The 14105-nt window shown below is 67.6% G+C and carries 19 protein-coding genes and 1 tRNA gene; 9 read left to right on the top strand and 11 right to left on the bottom strand.

Annotated features, from left to right (window positions below; genetic code table 11):
* Nucleotides 1-9: 9 nt before the first annotated feature.
* Both BLR21_RS20315 and BLR21_RS20320 read right to left on the bottom strand, forming a co-directional pair.
* Complete coding sequence (locus BLR21_RS20315) at nt 10-825, bottom strand: 3-hydroxyacyl-CoA dehydrogenase family protein (protein WP_090007383.1); 816 nt, start codon at nt 823-825, stop codon at nt 10-12.
* Nucleotides 822-1139: an EthD family reductase gene (locus BLR21_RS20320; protein WP_090007384.1), complete on the bottom strand. Its 318-nt coding sequence runs from the start codon at nt 1137-1139 to the stop codon at nt 822-824. Before BLR21_RS20320 ends, BLR21_RS20315 begins: the two co-directional genes overlap by 4 nt.
* Nucleotides 1140-1213: 74 nt before the next feature.
* Here BLR21_RS20320 and BLR21_RS20325 point away from each other — a divergent pair, with 74 nt between their 5' ends.
* Entirely contained in the window at nt 1214-1861 is a 648-nt protein-coding gene (locus BLR21_RS20325) for a histidine phosphatase family protein (RefSeq protein WP_090007385.1), read from the top strand.
* Here the strand turns inward: BLR21_RS20325 and rpmF are convergent.
* The 3 genes from rpmF to BLR21_RS20340 are packed head-to-tail and all read right to left on the bottom strand — an operon-like array spanning nt 1858 to nt 3151.
* Nucleotides 1858-2019: a 50S ribosomal protein L32 gene (rpmF, locus tag BLR21_RS20330; RefSeq protein ID WP_071812574.1), complete on the bottom strand. Its 162-nt coding sequence runs from the start codon at nt 2017-2019 to the stop codon at nt 1858-1860. The two genes, BLR21_RS20325 and rpmF, sit on opposite strands and share 4 nt — an antisense overlap.
* A complete protein-coding gene (locus tag BLR21_RS20335) occupies nt 2019-2270 on the bottom strand; it encodes a type B 50S ribosomal protein L31 (protein WP_030481358.1) in 252 nt (83 codons plus the stop codon). Before BLR21_RS20335 ends, rpmF begins: the two co-directional genes overlap by 1 nt.
* Nucleotides 2267-3151 carry a GTP-binding protein gene (locus BLR21_RS20340; protein WP_090007386.1) on the bottom strand — a complete coding sequence of 295 codons (885 nt, stop codon included), beginning with the start codon at nt 3149-3151 and terminating at the stop codon, nt 2267-2269. The genes BLR21_RS20335 and BLR21_RS20340 overlap by 4 nt, the downstream gene beginning before the upstream one ends.
* Nucleotides 3152-3214: 63 nt before the next feature.
* Between BLR21_RS20340 and rpmB the strand changes: the two genes are divergently transcribed.
* Genes rpmB through rpsR form a run of 4 tightly spaced genes read left to right on the top strand, consistent with a single transcriptional unit; the run spans nt 3215 to nt 4140 of the window.
* Entirely contained in the window at nt 3215-3445 is a 231-nt protein-coding gene (gene rpmB / locus BLR21_RS20345; RefSeq protein ID WP_256334813.1) for a 50S ribosomal protein L28, read from the top strand.
* Nucleotides 3445-3612: a 50S ribosomal protein L33 gene (gene rpmG, locus BLR21_RS20350; RefSeq protein ID WP_030481361.1), complete on the top strand. Its 168-nt coding sequence runs from the start codon at nt 3445-3447 to the stop codon at nt 3610-3612. Before rpmB ends, rpmG begins: the two co-directional genes overlap by 1 nt.
* A 4-nt stretch (nt 3613-3616) precedes the next feature.
* On the top strand, nt 3617-3910 hold the full coding sequence (gene rpsN / locus BLR21_RS20355; protein ID WP_030481362.1) for a 30S ribosomal protein S14: 294 nt from the start codon (nt 3617-3619) through the stop codon (nt 3908-3910).
* Nucleotides 3910-4140 (top strand): 30S ribosomal protein S18, encoded by a 231-nt coding sequence (rpsR, locus tag BLR21_RS20360; protein WP_090007388.1) that lies wholly within the window; start codon nt 3910-3912, stop codon nt 4138-4140. The genes rpsN and rpsR overlap by 1 nt, the downstream gene beginning before the upstream one ends.
* On the opposite strand, the gene BLR21_RS20365 is transcribed toward rpsR, so the two are convergent.
* The gene (locus BLR21_RS20365; RefSeq protein ID WP_143027791.1) at nt 4088-4444 is read right to left on the bottom strand and encodes a hypothetical protein; all 357 of its coding nucleotides are present in this window, start codon (nt 4442-4444) and stop codon (nt 4088-4090) included. The genes rpsR and BLR21_RS20365 overlap by 53 nt on opposite strands.
* An 84-nt stretch (nt 4445-4528) precedes the next feature.
* Here BLR21_RS20365 and bluB point away from each other — a divergent pair, with 84 nt between their 5' ends.
* Both bluB and BLR21_RS20375 read left to right on the top strand, forming a co-directional pair.
* Nucleotides 4529-5161: a 5,6-dimethylbenzimidazole synthase gene (gene bluB / locus BLR21_RS20370; protein WP_090007390.1), complete on the top strand. Its 633-nt coding sequence runs from the start codon at nt 4529-4531 to the stop codon at nt 5159-5161.
* A 44-nt stretch (nt 5162-5205) separates the two neighbouring features.
* The gene (locus BLR21_RS20375) at nt 5206-6705 is read left to right on the top strand and encodes a GGDEF domain-containing protein (RefSeq protein ID WP_090007391.1); all 1500 of its coding nucleotides are present in this window, start codon (nt 5206-5208) and stop codon (nt 6703-6705) included.
* Between the two features lie 31 nt (nt 6706-6736).
* On the opposite strand, the gene BLR21_RS20380 is transcribed toward BLR21_RS20375, so the two are convergent.
* Nucleotides 6737-7384, bottom strand: a complete 648-nt coding sequence (locus tag BLR21_RS20380; RefSeq protein WP_030481367.1) for a response regulator — start codon at nt 7382-7384, stop codon at nt 6737-6739.
* 452 nt (nt 7385-7836) lie between these two features.
* Between BLR21_RS20380 and BLR21_RS20385 the strand changes: the two genes are divergently transcribed.
* Complete coding sequence (locus BLR21_RS20385) at nt 7837-11037, top strand: penicillin acylase family protein (protein ID WP_090007392.1); 3201 nt, start codon at nt 7837-7839, stop codon at nt 11035-11037.
* A 55-nt stretch (nt 11038-11092) separates the two neighbouring features.
* Here the strand turns inward: BLR21_RS20385 and BLR21_RS20390 are convergent, their stop codons facing one another.
* Nucleotides 11093-11830, bottom strand: coding sequence for an FkbM family methyltransferase (locus tag BLR21_RS20390; protein ID WP_176929714.1), 738 nt, complete (start codon nt 11828-11830; stop codon nt 11093-11095).
* 10 nt (nt 11831-11840) lie between these two features.
* Nucleotides 11841-12677, bottom strand: a complete 837-nt coding sequence (locus BLR21_RS20395) for a hypothetical protein (RefSeq protein ID WP_090007394.1) — start codon at nt 12675-12677, stop codon at nt 11841-11843.
* Nucleotides 12678-12850: 173 nt separating this feature from the next.
* Here BLR21_RS20395 and BLR21_RS20400 point away from each other — a divergent pair.
* A tRNA-Arg gene (locus tag BLR21_RS20400) sits at nt 12851-12926 on the top strand.
* 67 nt (nt 12927-12993) lie between these two features.
* Here BLR21_RS20400 and BLR21_RS20405 read toward each other — a convergent pair.
* On the bottom strand, nt 12994-13476 hold the full coding sequence (locus tag BLR21_RS20405; protein WP_090007395.1) for a hypothetical protein: 483 nt from the start codon (nt 13474-13476) through the stop codon (nt 12994-12996).
* Between the two features lie 130 nt (nt 13477-13606).
* A complete protein-coding gene (locus BLR21_RS20410) occupies nt 13607-14080 on the bottom strand; it encodes a GNAT family N-acetyltransferase (protein WP_090007396.1) in 474 nt (157 codons plus the stop codon).
* Nucleotides 14081-14105: the final 25 nt, after the last annotated feature.

Here is a 14105-nt window from a genome sequence, read left to right on the forward strand (position 1 = left end):
AACAACTATCTACCAGGAAAAGAAGCCCTGGCCCGTCTTCTTCCCCAGCTCACCCCTGGCGACCTTGTCCCGCAGCAGCTGCGGCGGATCGAACCGCGGCCCGAGCTCGGCCGCGAGGTGCTCGGCGATCGCCAGCCGCACGTCGAGTCCGACCAGGTCGGTGAGCTCCAGCGGGCCCATCGGCCAGCGGTAGCCGAGCTTCATGCCGGTGTCGATGTCCGCGGCGGAGGCGACGCCCTCCTCCAGCATGCGAATCGCTTCCATGCCGACGGCGACGCCCAGCCGTGAGGTCGCGAACCCCGGCGAGTCGCGCACCTCGATGACGGTCTTGCCCATCTGCTCGGCCCAGGCCCGCGCCCTGGCCACGTTCGCGGGGTCGACGCCCTCGTGGTGGACGAGCTCGACGAGCTGCTGCACCGGCACGGGGTTGAAGAAGTGCATGCCCAGCACGCGTTCGCCGGGCAGGCCGGCGGCGATCTCGGAGATCGACAGCGACGACGTGTTGGAGGCGAGGACCGCGTCCGGGCACTTCTCGGCCGCGAACCCCAGGACCTTCTGCTTCAGCGGCACGTTCTCCGGCACGGCCTCGACGACGAGCTCGGCGTCCGCGGGAAGCTCACCCGTGGAGAGCTTCGCGAACACCGCGTCGGCGTCGGCGAGCTTGCCCTTCTCCTGCGCCCTGCCGAGCGACCGCCGGACGGCGAGCCTGCCCTGTTCGGCGCGATCGGCGTCGGCCTCCGAGAGCGTGACGTCGTGGCCGTTCGCGAGCAGGAGGTGTGCGATGCCCGCGCCCATGGTGCCGCCACCGATGACGACGGCCTTCACGACACCACCTCGGCGCTGAACATGGCGACGAGTTCCATGCCGCCGATCTCAGCGAGGTTCGCTCCGGACGAGGCCCACTCGGGCGTCTTGAAGGCGGCCTTCATCGCCGCCTCGGACTCGAAGTACAGCTCCGCGATCAGGTGCAGCTCGGTGTCGCCGAGGAACCCCGCGAGGAACACCCGCTGCACCTTGGCGACCTCGGCGCGCACGAGTCCCGGCACCGAGTCGGCGATCGGCATGTGCGTGCCGAAGTACTTCTCGTCGAAGCCCTCGGGGTCGGCGGGCTTCTTGTACAGCGCGATGTACTTGATCATGTGACACCATCCTCCTCGACTCGCCGAGCACTGTAACGCCCGGAGCACCCGCGGAGCTGAGGCACGATGGTGGGGTGCGGATCATCCTGCTGCGCCACGGACAGAGCCTCGGCAACGTCGACGAGCTCGCCTACTGCCGCATCCCCGACCACGCCCTGCCGCTCACCGGGACCGGCGAGGACGAGGCGCGCGCCGCCGGACCGACGATCAAGACCCTGATCGGCGACAGCCCGGTCGCGGCCTACGTCTCTCCGTACACGAGGACGAGGCACACGTTCGACCTGCTCGGCATCGAGGCGGAACGGATCGTCACCGAGCCGAGGGTGCGTGAGCAGGACTGGGGCAACCTCCAGGACCCGGTGCAGCAGGAGGTGCTCAAGCACCAGCGGCACGCGTTCGGCCACTTCTTCTTCCGGCTGCCCAACGGCGAGTCCGGAGCGGACGTGGACGACCGGGTGGCGGCGTTCCTCGACGGCCTGGAGGTGCGGCTGCACCAGGACGAGTCGCATCCCAAGACGGTGCTGGTCGTGTCACATGGCCTGACGATCAGGTTGCTGTGCCGCAGGCTCTTCGACTGGAGCATCGACCTGTTCGAGTCACTGTCCAATCCGGACACGTGCGAGAACCGCGTGCTCGACCACGACGGCACGGGGTGGAGGCTGGACCGCCCTTTCGACCAGTGGCGCGACGCACCGGACGGAACGGTCCAGCAGCCCCTTTAGAGCAGCCCGCGCTTGTAGGCCGCGACAAGCCTGCGCGGCACGAGAAGCTCCTTGCCGTCCAACGTCCGCACGCGCACCAGATCCGGTGCGGTGGCCTTCCACTGCGAACGCCGGTGGCGGGTGTTGGACCTGGACGTCTTGCGCTTGGGAACGGCCATCAGCGCTCTCGCTTTCCATAGCGGCGGTTGAACTTCTCGACCCGGCCGGCGGTGTCCACGAGCCGTTGCGTGCCCGTCCAGAACGGGTGCGAGTCGGCGGTGATGTCGACGACGAGCAACGGGTAGGAGTTGCCGTCCTCCCACTCGATCGTCCTGGACGACTTCGCGGTCGAGCGGGTCAGGAACGTCTTGCCGGTGGACGCGTCCTGGAAGACGACCGGGTGGTAGTCGGGGTGGATTCCGGGCTTCATATCGCCAGCTTTCGGATCGAGTCCACGAAGGACAGTTCGTCGTCGGTGAGCAGCGCTTCGGTGAACGCCGCGGTGATGGAGTCCGGTTCGCCCAGGGTGATCGCCACGATCTGGGTGGTCCTGCCGCCGAGCGGCCCGCCCTCGCCGACGTGCAGGCCGCAGCCCGCGGATTCCAGGTGCAGCGCGACGTCCGGCTCGTCCGCCACCCAGAGCCGGCCGCGCGAGCGCACGACCGTTCCGTCCAGCAACGAGTCGAGCGCGTCGTTCAGCCGTGCCGGGTGGAACGGCCGGTCCGCCGTGAAAACCGCTGTCGAGACACCACATTCGGGCGTCAGGGGCATCAGCCGTGGCCGGGTGCTCTTGCGCACGACCACCGTCTCGGGCGTGCAGCGGTGTGCGCCCGGAGCGAGCCGGTCGAGCACGGCGAGCGTGCGTTCGTCCGCGTCTCCCTGCAGCACCAGCACATCCGCGGCCTCGGCCTGCGCGACGACGACCTGAGCCACCGTGCGTTGGTCGCTGACCATCGACGCGTCACCCAGGGCATCGTCCAGCCAGGTCGCCGCGTCGAGCACGGTGATCACGCACTCGACGTCGACGCCGAGCTTGCGGCGCACGGCGTCCGGTTCCAGCAGCGGGTCCAGGTGCAGCACGACCGTGTGGCCCTTCAGGGCGGCCAGCAGCTCGCGCAGGTCCTCCCGCACGGTGCAGGACGCACAGCCGTGCAGCAGGTCGATGTCGGTCGCAATGCCGTCGACCCAGCGCCGCACGCACGTTTCCGCAGCTACGTGACGCACGAGCACCGAACCGGGCCGGTCACGCCACACCCGCACGGCGACGTCGTGGTCGACCAGCCCCGCCACCATAACGACAACGGTTTCCATGTGAGGTACCGTAGATGAAAACGAAAGTCGTTTCAATCTGAGTCCATCTTTCTGGAGGTACTCGTGCGCTGCCAGCTGACCGGCCGTGAGCCGGGCTTCGGCAACCGCGTCTCGCACTCGCAACGCAAGACGCGGCGCCGGTGGAACCCGAACGTCCAGCGCAAGCGGTACTTCGTGCCGTCGCTGAACAGGTTCGTGACGCTGACGCTGTCCGTGAAGGGCATCAAGACCGTCGACAAGGTGGGCATCGAGGCCGCCGTGGCCCAGCTCCGCGCGCAGGGGGTGAAGGTCTGATGGCCAAGAGCACCGATGTCCGGCCGATCATCAAGATGAGGTCGACCGCCGGAACCGGCTACACCTACGTGACCCGCAAGAACCGCCGCAACGACCCGGACCGGATGGTGCTGCGCAAGTACGACCCGGTGGCGCGCAGGCACGTCGAGTTCAAAGAGGAGCGCTGAGGACGTGGCGAAGAAGTCGAAGATCGCGGCGGACCTGCGCAGGCGCGAGGTCGTGGCGCGTTACGCGGAACGACGGGCGGAGCTCAAGGAGATGCTGCGGCACCCGGAGACGCGCGCGGAAGCGTTGCAGGGCCTGCAGAAGCTGCCGCGGGACGCGTCGCCGACCCGGTTGCGCAACCGCGACGTCGTGGACGGACGGCCGCGCGCCTACAACCGGAAGTTCGGCCTGTCCCGCGTCCGGCTGCGGGAGATGGCCCACCGCGGTGAGCTGCCCGGCGTCTCGAAGGCGAGCTGGTGATGCGCGAGAAGAGGCCGCTCAAGCGCAGGGTCAACCTGCTCGCGAAGGAGGGCATCACCGTCGTCGACTGGAAGGACGTCACGCTGCTGCGCAAGTTCCTCTCGGACCGGGGCAAGATCCGGTCCCGCCGGGTGACCGGCCTGACGCCGCAACAGCAGCGTCAGGTCGCCACGGCGATCAGGAACGCACGGGAGATGGCCCTGTTGCCGTACCCGTCACAAGCGCGATGACCCGCACCGCCGCGCTGGCCAGGCAGGCCAGCGCGGCGAGCTGCACCAGCAACGCGAGCACCCAGGTCGTGTGTTCGTCGACCGTCAGATCGCCTCGAACACCTACCAGGAAGGTCGCGTAGAGGCCCCAGCACTGCAGCGCGGCCAGGCCGGCGCCGACGATCGTGGTCCGCAGCGAGACGACCACCACGACGGCGGCGAGCAGGAACAGGGCGAGCAGCGGCCAGGCGCCGGTGAACGTGGTCACGCCTACTCCGCCGCCGAATCCGAGCGCCGAGCCGTAACCGCCTTTCATTCTTCGCATCCGATCGGTGTAGCGCCTCAGGTGAGATCAGCGCCACCTCTCCAGCGTGAAGTTGGTGCTTTCGAGTGAGGCACCATCGCACGAATGAACCTGTACGACGTGGTCCACCGCCGCAGGGACACCCGCGCCGAGTTCTCCGGTGAGGAGATTCCCGCCGACGTGCTGCGCCGGGTGCTGACCGCCGCACACGCCGCCCCCAGCGTCGGGCTGTCCCAGCCGTGGGACTTCGTGCTCGTGCGCGACGAGTCCACCCGGCGTGCCTTCCGGGACCACGTCCAGGCCGAACGCAGCGTCTTCGCAGCTCAGCTCGATCAGGAACGGGCGGACACCTTCGCCCGCATCAAGGTCGAGGGAGTCATGGAGTCGACCCTCGGCATCGTGGTCACCTACGACCCGGACCGGGGCTCGCCGGCGGTGCTCGGCAGGCACGCGATCGCGGACGCCGGCCTGTACTCCGTGTGCCTCGCCATCCAGAACCTGTGGCTGGCCGCGACGGAGGAGGGACTCGGTGTGGGCTGGGTGAGCTTCTACCGGGAAGATGTGCTGCGCCGTCTGCTGGACATCCCCACCAGGGTCCGTCCGGTTGCGTGGCTGTGCGTCGGTCCGGTTCGATCACTGCCCGAAACTCCCGATCTGGAACGTCACGGTTGGCGCAACCGACTACCCCTCGATGACGTCCTGCACCACGATCGGTACGGGGCGCGACCGACCCGGTAGCCTGTGCGGGCCGCTCGGCCAGTCGGAACGGAGTCGATGAACGAGTGGAGCAACGCGATCCGCTGGTAGCGGGCCAGATTCCGCGGCTGGACCGAGAGGTCCGCGCGTTGCTCAACGCTGGCCGCTTGCCGGAGGCGAACAGTCTTTTCGACGAGGTGGTCACCAAGGTGTCCCCCGGCGCCGACCGCTGGGTTCGATCGGCGGTGCTGGTCAACCGGGCGGTGATGGCCTGGCGCCTCGGCCGCATCCCCCTCGCCCTGGAGCTGGCCGCCGAGGGGTGGACCGACCTCGACGCCGACCGTTCGGACAGCCCCGCCGTGGCCCACACGATGGGCTCCCTCGGCTATCTGATGGAGGGCATCGGCAACCGGCGCGCGGCCCTGGACATGCTGCGGCTGTCGGTGCAGGTGGCGCGTCGCGCGGGCAACACCGACGTGCTGGCCCACTGCCTGCAGCGGCTCGGCGGTTCGCTCAACTTCCGCGCCTGTTCCGGACCGCCCGCGGCCGCCCCGGCGATCTTCGAGGAGGCGCTGGCGTACCTCGACGAGGGCCTCGGCATCGTCAAGGACGAGGTGCTCCGGCGCGCGCTCCTGGGCGCGTGCGGACGGTCCCTGGCCGGCGTCGGTCAGCTGGACAAGGCCGAGGAGATGGGCGAGGAGACGCTGCGGCTGGCCCTGGACGCCGACGACCTCTGGGGCATCTCGGTCGGCAACTGGGTTCTCGCCGTCGTACGCCGCGAGAAGGGCGATTTCGACGAGGCGCGCACACTCGCGTCCCGTGCCGTGACCAGCGCCGAACGCATCAACGACACATCACTGCTGCTGCGGTTCTCGACCGAACTGGCGGACATCTGCCACTCGCTGGGTGACGCCGTGGGCGAGGCCGAGGCGTTGCGCCGGTCGATGGCCGCGTCCCGCACGGCCAGGGAGACGTTGCAGGAAGGCCTGGGCCAGGCGCTGGAGCAGCGCCGGGTGGCCGTTCAGGCGCAACGGCTCGCGGTGGCGGCGCAGGAGGCCGCGGCGCGCGATCCGTTGACGGGCCTGGCGAACCGGCTCGGGCTGGAACGCGCGGCCGCCGCGTTGCTGGAGTCGACGGCGGCCCGCGGGCGGGTGCCGTGGCTGGTGCTGGTCGACGTGGACTGGTTCAAGAACGTCAACGACGACGCCGGGCACGCGACGGGCGACGCGGCGTTGCGCGAGATCGCGGCGTTGCTGCGGCGCGAGTGCCGGTCGGACGACCTGGTGGCGCGCTGGGCCGGTGACGAGTTCGTGGTGCTGCTCGGGGACACCGGGCCGAACATGGACGTCGGCCCGAACGTGGCCGAGCGGATCCGTGCGGCCGTCGACGGGCACGACTGGACGATGGTGCTCGGCGCGGTCCGCCGCCCGACGGTCAGCATCGGCGTGGCGGCGGGACCGGCCAAACTGGACCAGCTGTTCGCGGCCGCCGACATGGCGCTCTACCGCGCCAAGCGGCACGGCCGCAACAGGGTCGAGGTCGAGCCCTCGGTGGACGAGGTGCCCGGGATCGTGTCCGGGAACTAGGGGGTCTCGGCTTCCGGGGGGTTCTCGGCGTCTAGGCGATCAGGCCGCCGCGGTAGGCCACCAGTGCGGCCTGCACGCGGTTGACCGCGCCGATCTTGCCGAGCACGGACGAGACGTAGCCCTTCACCGTCGCCTCCGACAGGTGCAGGGTGCCGCCGATCTCCGCGTTGGACATGCCCTGGCCGATCAGCACGAGCACCTCGCGCTCGCGTTCGGACAGGCTCTGGAGAAGCCTTCGGGCCGGCTCCGCCATTCGTTCGCCGTCGGCGACGGCCGCGAGAACTCTCGCCGCCACACCGGGGTCGAGAACAGCGCCTCCGCGCGCGAGATCACGCACGGCTTTGACGAGCTGTTCCGGTTCGGTGTCCTTGAGAAGGAAGCCGGCCGCGCCGAGACGCAGTGCTTCCGAAACGTATTCGTCGACGTCGAACGTGGTCAGGATGCAGACTCTCGGTGGGTCCGGCAGGGTCCGCAGTCTCCTCAGGGCCACGAGTCCGTCCGAGGTGCGCATCCGGATGTCGAGCAGAACAACGTGCGGACGATGCTGGCGTGCCAGGTCGGCTACCAGATGTCCGTCATCGGCCTCAGCAACAACTTCGATGTCTCCGACGCTGCTCAGGATCATGCGAAGGCCGGAGCGGACGAGGTCCTCGTCGTCGGCCAGCAGAACCTTGATCACGACGCCTCCCGCATTGGCGTTCCGTGCTCCCTCATGTGCGCGATCTTGGCGTACGCACGCCGAAGGTCGCGTTAATTCTCAGTTATCTCATCATGTGGTTACAGATTTTCGAGATCGGCGACGGCGTTCACAGTTACCGGAATTGAGCGCCGACTTCGCTGCGTAGGCAGGCCGCCAGGAGTCAGGAGGGGCCATCGGAACACTGAGTGACGAAACATCAATATCCCACTCAGTGGAATGTCGTACCAGAAAACAGGGATATGGCCTCGGTAATCCGATTCAGATGTCTCGTTTGATCTCGTTTCTGCCCATATGGCTCTGCAACGGGTTTCGGTATCGATACAGGTCCTGTTGTCCGCGATTGGAAAACGCGAAGGTCTTTCGCAATAGCCCTACCGGAAAGTAACGTGCATCACAACAGCCCTGCCCTGCACGGAGAGGAGCTTCGCGCGATGCGGAGAGCCAATCCGGTGACGACCCTGCTGGCGACCGCCGCCGTCACCGCCTCCCTTCTGATCCTTCCGGCGGCCAACGCCGAGGAACCCCCACGCGCGGCCGCGTTCGCCGCGGACGACTACTGCCTCGGGCAGTGCAACGACATCCTGCCGCCCGGCAACAACGGCAACGCGACGCTCGCCGAGATCCTCACGCACAAAGCGTTCGGCACCAGGCCCGCGCATTCGGCCGACCAGCTCGGTAAATACGACGCCCTGGTCGGCGGCTACGGCGGACTGACGAACTCGCAGCTGACGGACTTCTTCAACGACGCGTCGTTCGGCGTGCCGTCCGACCAGGTCGAGAGCACCATCAAGCCGCGGTCCGACGTGACGATCGTGCGCGACAAGAAGATCGGCATGCCGCACATCACCGGGACCACGCGGTCCGGCACGATGTTCGGCGCCGGTTTCGCGGCCGCGCAGGACCGCCTGTGGCTGATGGACGTGTTCCGCCACCTCGGGCGCGGCCAGCTGACCGGTTTCGCCGGTGGCGCGCCCGGCAACCGCGTGCTGGAGCAGAGCTTCTTCAACCAGATCCCGTACACCGAGGCGGACCTGCAGAAGCAGATCGACAGTGCGACGGCGAACGGCGGTGAGCGCGGCCGGCAGGCGCTGGCCGACGTCAACGACTACACCGCGGGCATCAACGCGTACATCACGCAGTCTGTCTCCGCACGGAACTTCCCCGGCGAGTACGTGCTGACCGGGCACGCCGACTCGATCACGAACTGGAACGACATCCAGCCGTTCAAGTCGACCGACATGGTGGCGATCGCGTCCGTGGTCGGTGGCCTGTTCGGTGCCGGCGGTGGCGGTGAGGTCCAGTCGGCGCTGGTGAAGCTGGCCGCGCAGAACAAGTACGGCGCTGCCACCGGCGAGCAGGTGTGGAAGGCGTTCCGGGCGCAGAACGACCCCGAGGCCGTGCTGACCCTCCACGACGGACAGTCGTTCCCGTACTCCGCCTCGCCCGCTTCGCCTCAGGGCGTGGCGCTTCCCGACGGTGGCGTCGTCACGCCGGAGCGCATGGTCTACGACGAGGTGGGCGGCGCGGGTGCTTCCGTCGCCGTTCCCGCTTCCGAGGACGTGGCGAAGGCCCGGGGGATCTTCTCCGATGGCGTGCTGCCTGCCGACCTGCTGAACAAGAAGCACGGCATGTCGAACGCTCTAGCGGTGTCGGGTGCTCACACGGACAGCGGGAACCCGATCGCCGTGTGGGGGCCGCAGACCGGTTACTTCGCGCCGCAGTTGCTCCTGCTGCAGGAGCTCAACGGGCCCGGCATCCGTTCGCGCGGCGTCTCGTTCGCAGGCGTCTCGATGTACGTGCAGCTCGGCCGGGGTGTCGACTACTCGTGGAGCGCCACCTCGTCGGGCCAGGACATCGTCGACACCTACGCCGTCGAGCTGTGCAACCCGGACGGCTCTGCTCCGACAAAGGCCTCTTCGCACTACCTGTTCCACGGCTCCTGCCTGCCGATGGAACGGCTGGAGCGCAAGAACGCCTGGAAACCCACGGTCGCGGACGGCACGCCCGCCGGTTCGTACACGCTGGTGATGTACCGGACCAAGTACGGCCTGGTGACCAGCAGGGCGACCGTCGGCGGCAAGGTCGTGGCGTACACGACGCTGCGTTCGACGTACATGCACGAGGTCGACTCGATCATCGGCTTCCAGGAGCTGAACGATCCTTCGGCGATCCGTTCGGCCGCCGACTTCCAGCGCGCGGCCAACAAGATCGGCTACGCGTTCAACTGGTTCTACGTGGACTCCCGCGACTCCGCGTACTTCAACTCGGGCCTGAACCCGGTCCGCCGATCCACTGTGGACCCGAACCTGCCGACGTGGGGCCGGGCCGAGTACGAGTGGGTGGACTGGAACGGCGACGAGAATGTTGCTGCCTACATGCCGTTCGCCGCGCACCCGAACTCGATCAACCAGGACTACTACGTGTCCTGGAACAACAAGCAGGCCAAGGACTTCACGTTCGGCAGCTTCGGCCACAGCGCCGTGCACCGCGGCGACCTGCTCGACGTCCGCGTGCGCGCTCTGATCGCTTCCGGCCAGAAGGTCACGCGTGCTTCGTTGACTCGCGTGATGGCCGAGGCGGCAGTGGCCGACCTGCGTGCCGAGCAGGTGCTGCCCGAGTTGCTGCGGGTGCTGGAGTCCGCTCCGGTCGACGCCTCCCTGGCTCCGGTCGTGCAGAAGCTGAAGGACTGGCAGCGCTCCGGCTCGTTGCGCAAGGAGACCACGAAAGGCAGCAAGGCCTACGACCACGCCGAAGCCATCCGAATTCTGGATGCCTGGTGGCCCCTGCTGGTCGAGTCGCAGTTCAAACCGTCGCTGGGTGACGGGCTCTACAACGCCCTGGTCGCTGCCCAGCAGGTCGACGAATCCCCGTCCGACACGCACGGCGCCGCGCCGCACAAGGGTTCGTCGTTCCAGTACGGCTGGTGGGGCTACGTGGACAAGGACCTGCGCAAGGTCCTCGGCGACCCGGTCCAGGGCGCGTTCCCGCAGACCTACTGCGGTGGCGGCATTCTCTCCGGCTGCCGCACGGCACTCGTGAGTTCCTTGCAGGCAGCCGTCGCCAAGCCGGCGAACGCGGTCTACCCCGGCGACGCAGACTGCGCCGCAGGCGACCAATGGTGCGCGGACACGATCATCCACCGCGCCATGGGCGGCATCACCCAGGACAAGATCCACTGGCAGAACCGCCCGACGTACCAGCAGGTCGTGCAGTTCCCGTCCCGCCGGGGCCAGACCATCACCAACCTGGCGGCAGGCCGCACCACCACCGCGTCGTCACACGAAAAGGGCTGGAACAACCTCCCGCCGTCGAACGCGGTGGACGGCAATCCGACGTCCCGCTGGGCCAGCGACTGGAACGACAATCAATGGATCCAGGTCGACCTTGGCTCAGTGCAACGAATCGGTCGCACGGTGTTGCGATGGGAGTCAGCGTTCGGCAGGGGTTACCGCATCGAGATTTCCAATGACGGCACGACGTGGCGGAACGTTTTCTCCACAAGTGCTGGCGATGGCGGCGATGATGTCGTAGCGTTCACACCACAGGACGCGAGATACCTACGACTGACGGGTACCCAACGGGCCAATCAGTACGGGTACTCCCTGTACGAGCTTGAGGTCTACGTCTCGTAGGCCTTCGAGATGAGGACGCCGATCCACCCCCAGGGGTCGGCGTCCTCTACTTATTTCAGGCCCTGAACAGGTAGTTCCGGATCTCGCCCCCGATGGCGCCGGTCGGCACCCACTCACCGCCGTGCCACGTGCTCATCCGGTATCCGCGCTCGGTGAGGAAGTCGGCGACGTCCTTCGCGTGGTACCCGAACCGCTCGACGTGCCGTTCCTCGATCTCGAGCAGGAACGCGGGCTTGAGCCGCTCGATGGTCTCCACAGCCCCTTCGAGGACCCTGAGCTCGGCCCCCTCGACATCGGCCTTGACGAAGTCGAGCCGGGTGATCCCCTGCTCCTCGACGAAATGGTCGAGAGTGTCCGTCTTGACCAGTACGTCCAGATGCTGGTCGAACTCCTCGTTGGACCCGAGCCCGTTGGCCCCCACCGTGAGGAACGACCGCCCGGTCACCGGACTCCCGTGCCGCACTGGCACGGACATGACCTCACGCCCCTGCTTCTCCGCACCAAGCGCCACCGAGTGCCTCTTGATGTTGGCACCTTCCCGCGGCCGCAACACGTACGAAAGGGCAGGGTGCGCGAACACCAGCGGCTCAACGCTGTGCACAGTCCCTTGTGGACCGACCAGCCGCGACATGGTCACCGTGTAAAGCCCCAGCGCGGCCCCGACGTCAATGCAGACGTCCCCGGGCTTGACGACCTTGCGAAGTCCGATGAGCTCTGCCTCGGCATAGGGCGTGAGCCGGGCAAGGGCCTGCAACCCGGCGACAACAGCGGCACTGCGAAGTTGGGTCAACACCCAAGTCAGCCTAGACGTGCCCATTCGCATGCCGTTCGCCCGCAGGCAACCCGACCTGGTCGGCGAACTCAGCGGCCACCCGAGCCCCGCCATAGACACTGAGCGCCTTGACCAGGTGCAGCCGCAGGTCCCGCCGATGAGCGTCCCCAAGCTCAGGCATGGCCCGCTCCACACTGCTGACCAACGACTCGGCCCAGTTCGTGGCCGGCTCCCGCTGCGCGAGCTTCACGAGCTCGGCGAGGTGATCAGCCAGCCTGACCGCCTCCGCGACCTGATACCCGTTGCGCTGCAACCACCAGATCGTCGCCGTACCGACGTCCGTCAACACCTCGTCCCGCAGGTACCGGATCTCAGCGCGCTCGACATCCCGTTCGGCCAGCTTGAACGTGGAGTTCCTGAGCAGCTCGACATGCTTCCGAGCCATCTCCAGGTCCTCGTCGCCAACCGTGATCTTCACCTGCTCGGCCCGAGCCCAGACATGCGTCCCAGGCACCTGCCGTTCGGTGGCGAGCTCATCCCCCAACTGCACCTGCAGGGCAGCGTGATGCACCAGCATCGCCTTGGCACCGATCTCCTTGGCCCGCTGCAGAACATGATGGATCGCCGCACTACGCGGCGAGTTGTGCCGCAACCCCGTAGCCAGATCAAGCCGCCACACCACGGTGAACTTGAAGTGGAAGTCCAGCCCGTACACCGCACTCGCCAGCGGCGTCTCGAACTCCTGCTGATGACTGCTGGCCGGCGGCACGAAGGTGATGTCGTCAGCACGCTTGGGCACCCTCCTGCGCCACCAGGCCTTGAGGGAACCAAGCGGGCCAGGACGGAAGTCGGGCCAGGGTCTGCTCACGCCCTCTCCCTACCTGACGTTTGTGCCCGGCAGAAGGTGGCCTGCCTCACTTCCCTCCAACGGCCGCAGCCTGGTCTACGCAGCGCTCACGGTGCGTGAGCGACCTGCTGGTCCGCGGTAGCCGGGGGCGCTGGTCAACTCGGTGGCGGCGCCCCGGTAGACTGCTGTCGCCGGCCCTAGTAGCTCAGCGGATAGAGCATCGGTTTCCTAAACCGTGTGTCGCAGGTTCGAATCCTGCCTGGGGCACCACCTTTCGCCGGGTGAAATCAGGGCCTGACATGCTGAAACGCTGTCGGGCCCTGATCTATTCGGGCAGTCACCCGCCGGCGCGGACGTGACTGATGTACGGCTCGTAGGCCGACAGGTCACGGGACGGTTCGTACCTGCTCAGGTAGTAGTAGTCGGCCACGATATTGGCCTGTTGCTCGGTGTTGAAGTCGGCGAACGTCTTCCCGCGCAGACCTTCCGCGCCGCCGTAGTCGTAGAGGCCCTTCACGAAGAACCCGGCGATCGCGGTCGGCAGGAGGCTTAGGACGCTGCGGCCGTGTTGGTACTGGTAGGCGTGCGTTAGTTCGTGGACCAACCAGCGCTCGTAACTGGCCTGGTGTTGCGGCGTGGTGAGGACGCCCTTGGGGAAGGTGACGAGGCGCGGGAGGGTGCGGGCAACGCCGAAGCTGCCCAGCAGGCCGCCTTCGGCGAGGCTCAGTGCGCTGATGTCCAGGGCGTCGCCGAACACCTCGCGGGCTATCGAGGCCTCGTGCGACTCCAGGTTGCGGCGGAACACAGGTCGGAACACCACGGTGGCTCCCCTGCTCTGGCTTCGGGCTGTCGATGTCGAGCAAGGATGTCACGGGCCCGTCGGGGTTGGCCGATTCCAGGCCGTCCGGAAGGCCCCCAGCACGTGCCGGAGTCCTGTTTGGACAATGAGATCAGCCGGTGAGCCGGTAACGGATCTCCGCCAACTCGGCCCCGCCGATGGTCTCGGTCTTGACCGTGCCATCGGCGCGGAACCCAAGCCGCTCGTAGAACCGCCGCGCCCGCGGGTTCTCGTCGAACACCCACAGCACCACGTCCTGCTCCGCCCCGAGTGCCGCACGTGCCAGCTCGTATCCCAGCGGAGTGCCCCACGCCGAGGGCAGCACGTAGAGCGCGTACAGCTCGAACGCGGCATCGGGCTCACGGGACGGGCCGACGGCGCAGAAGCCGGCCACAGCGTCGTCGACGAGCCCGACCCAGACCCCACCGCGCGGGATGCTCCGTTCCCACATCGATGTGCGCTGCTCGACCGAGATCTCGTCCAGCAAGGAGTCCGGCACCAGACCGCGATAGGCGGCCTGCCAGGTCTGGACGTGCACCGACGCAACGGCGGGGGCGTCGGAGACTACTGCTGGACGGACCGTCATGGCTTCCCCACTGGCATGATCGGAC

The organism is Lentzea albidocapillata subsp. violacea (assembly GCF_900100275.1).
GTDB classification, from domain to species: domain Bacteria; phylum Actinomycetota; class Actinomycetes; order Mycobacteriales; family Pseudonocardiaceae; genus Lentzea; species Lentzea violacea.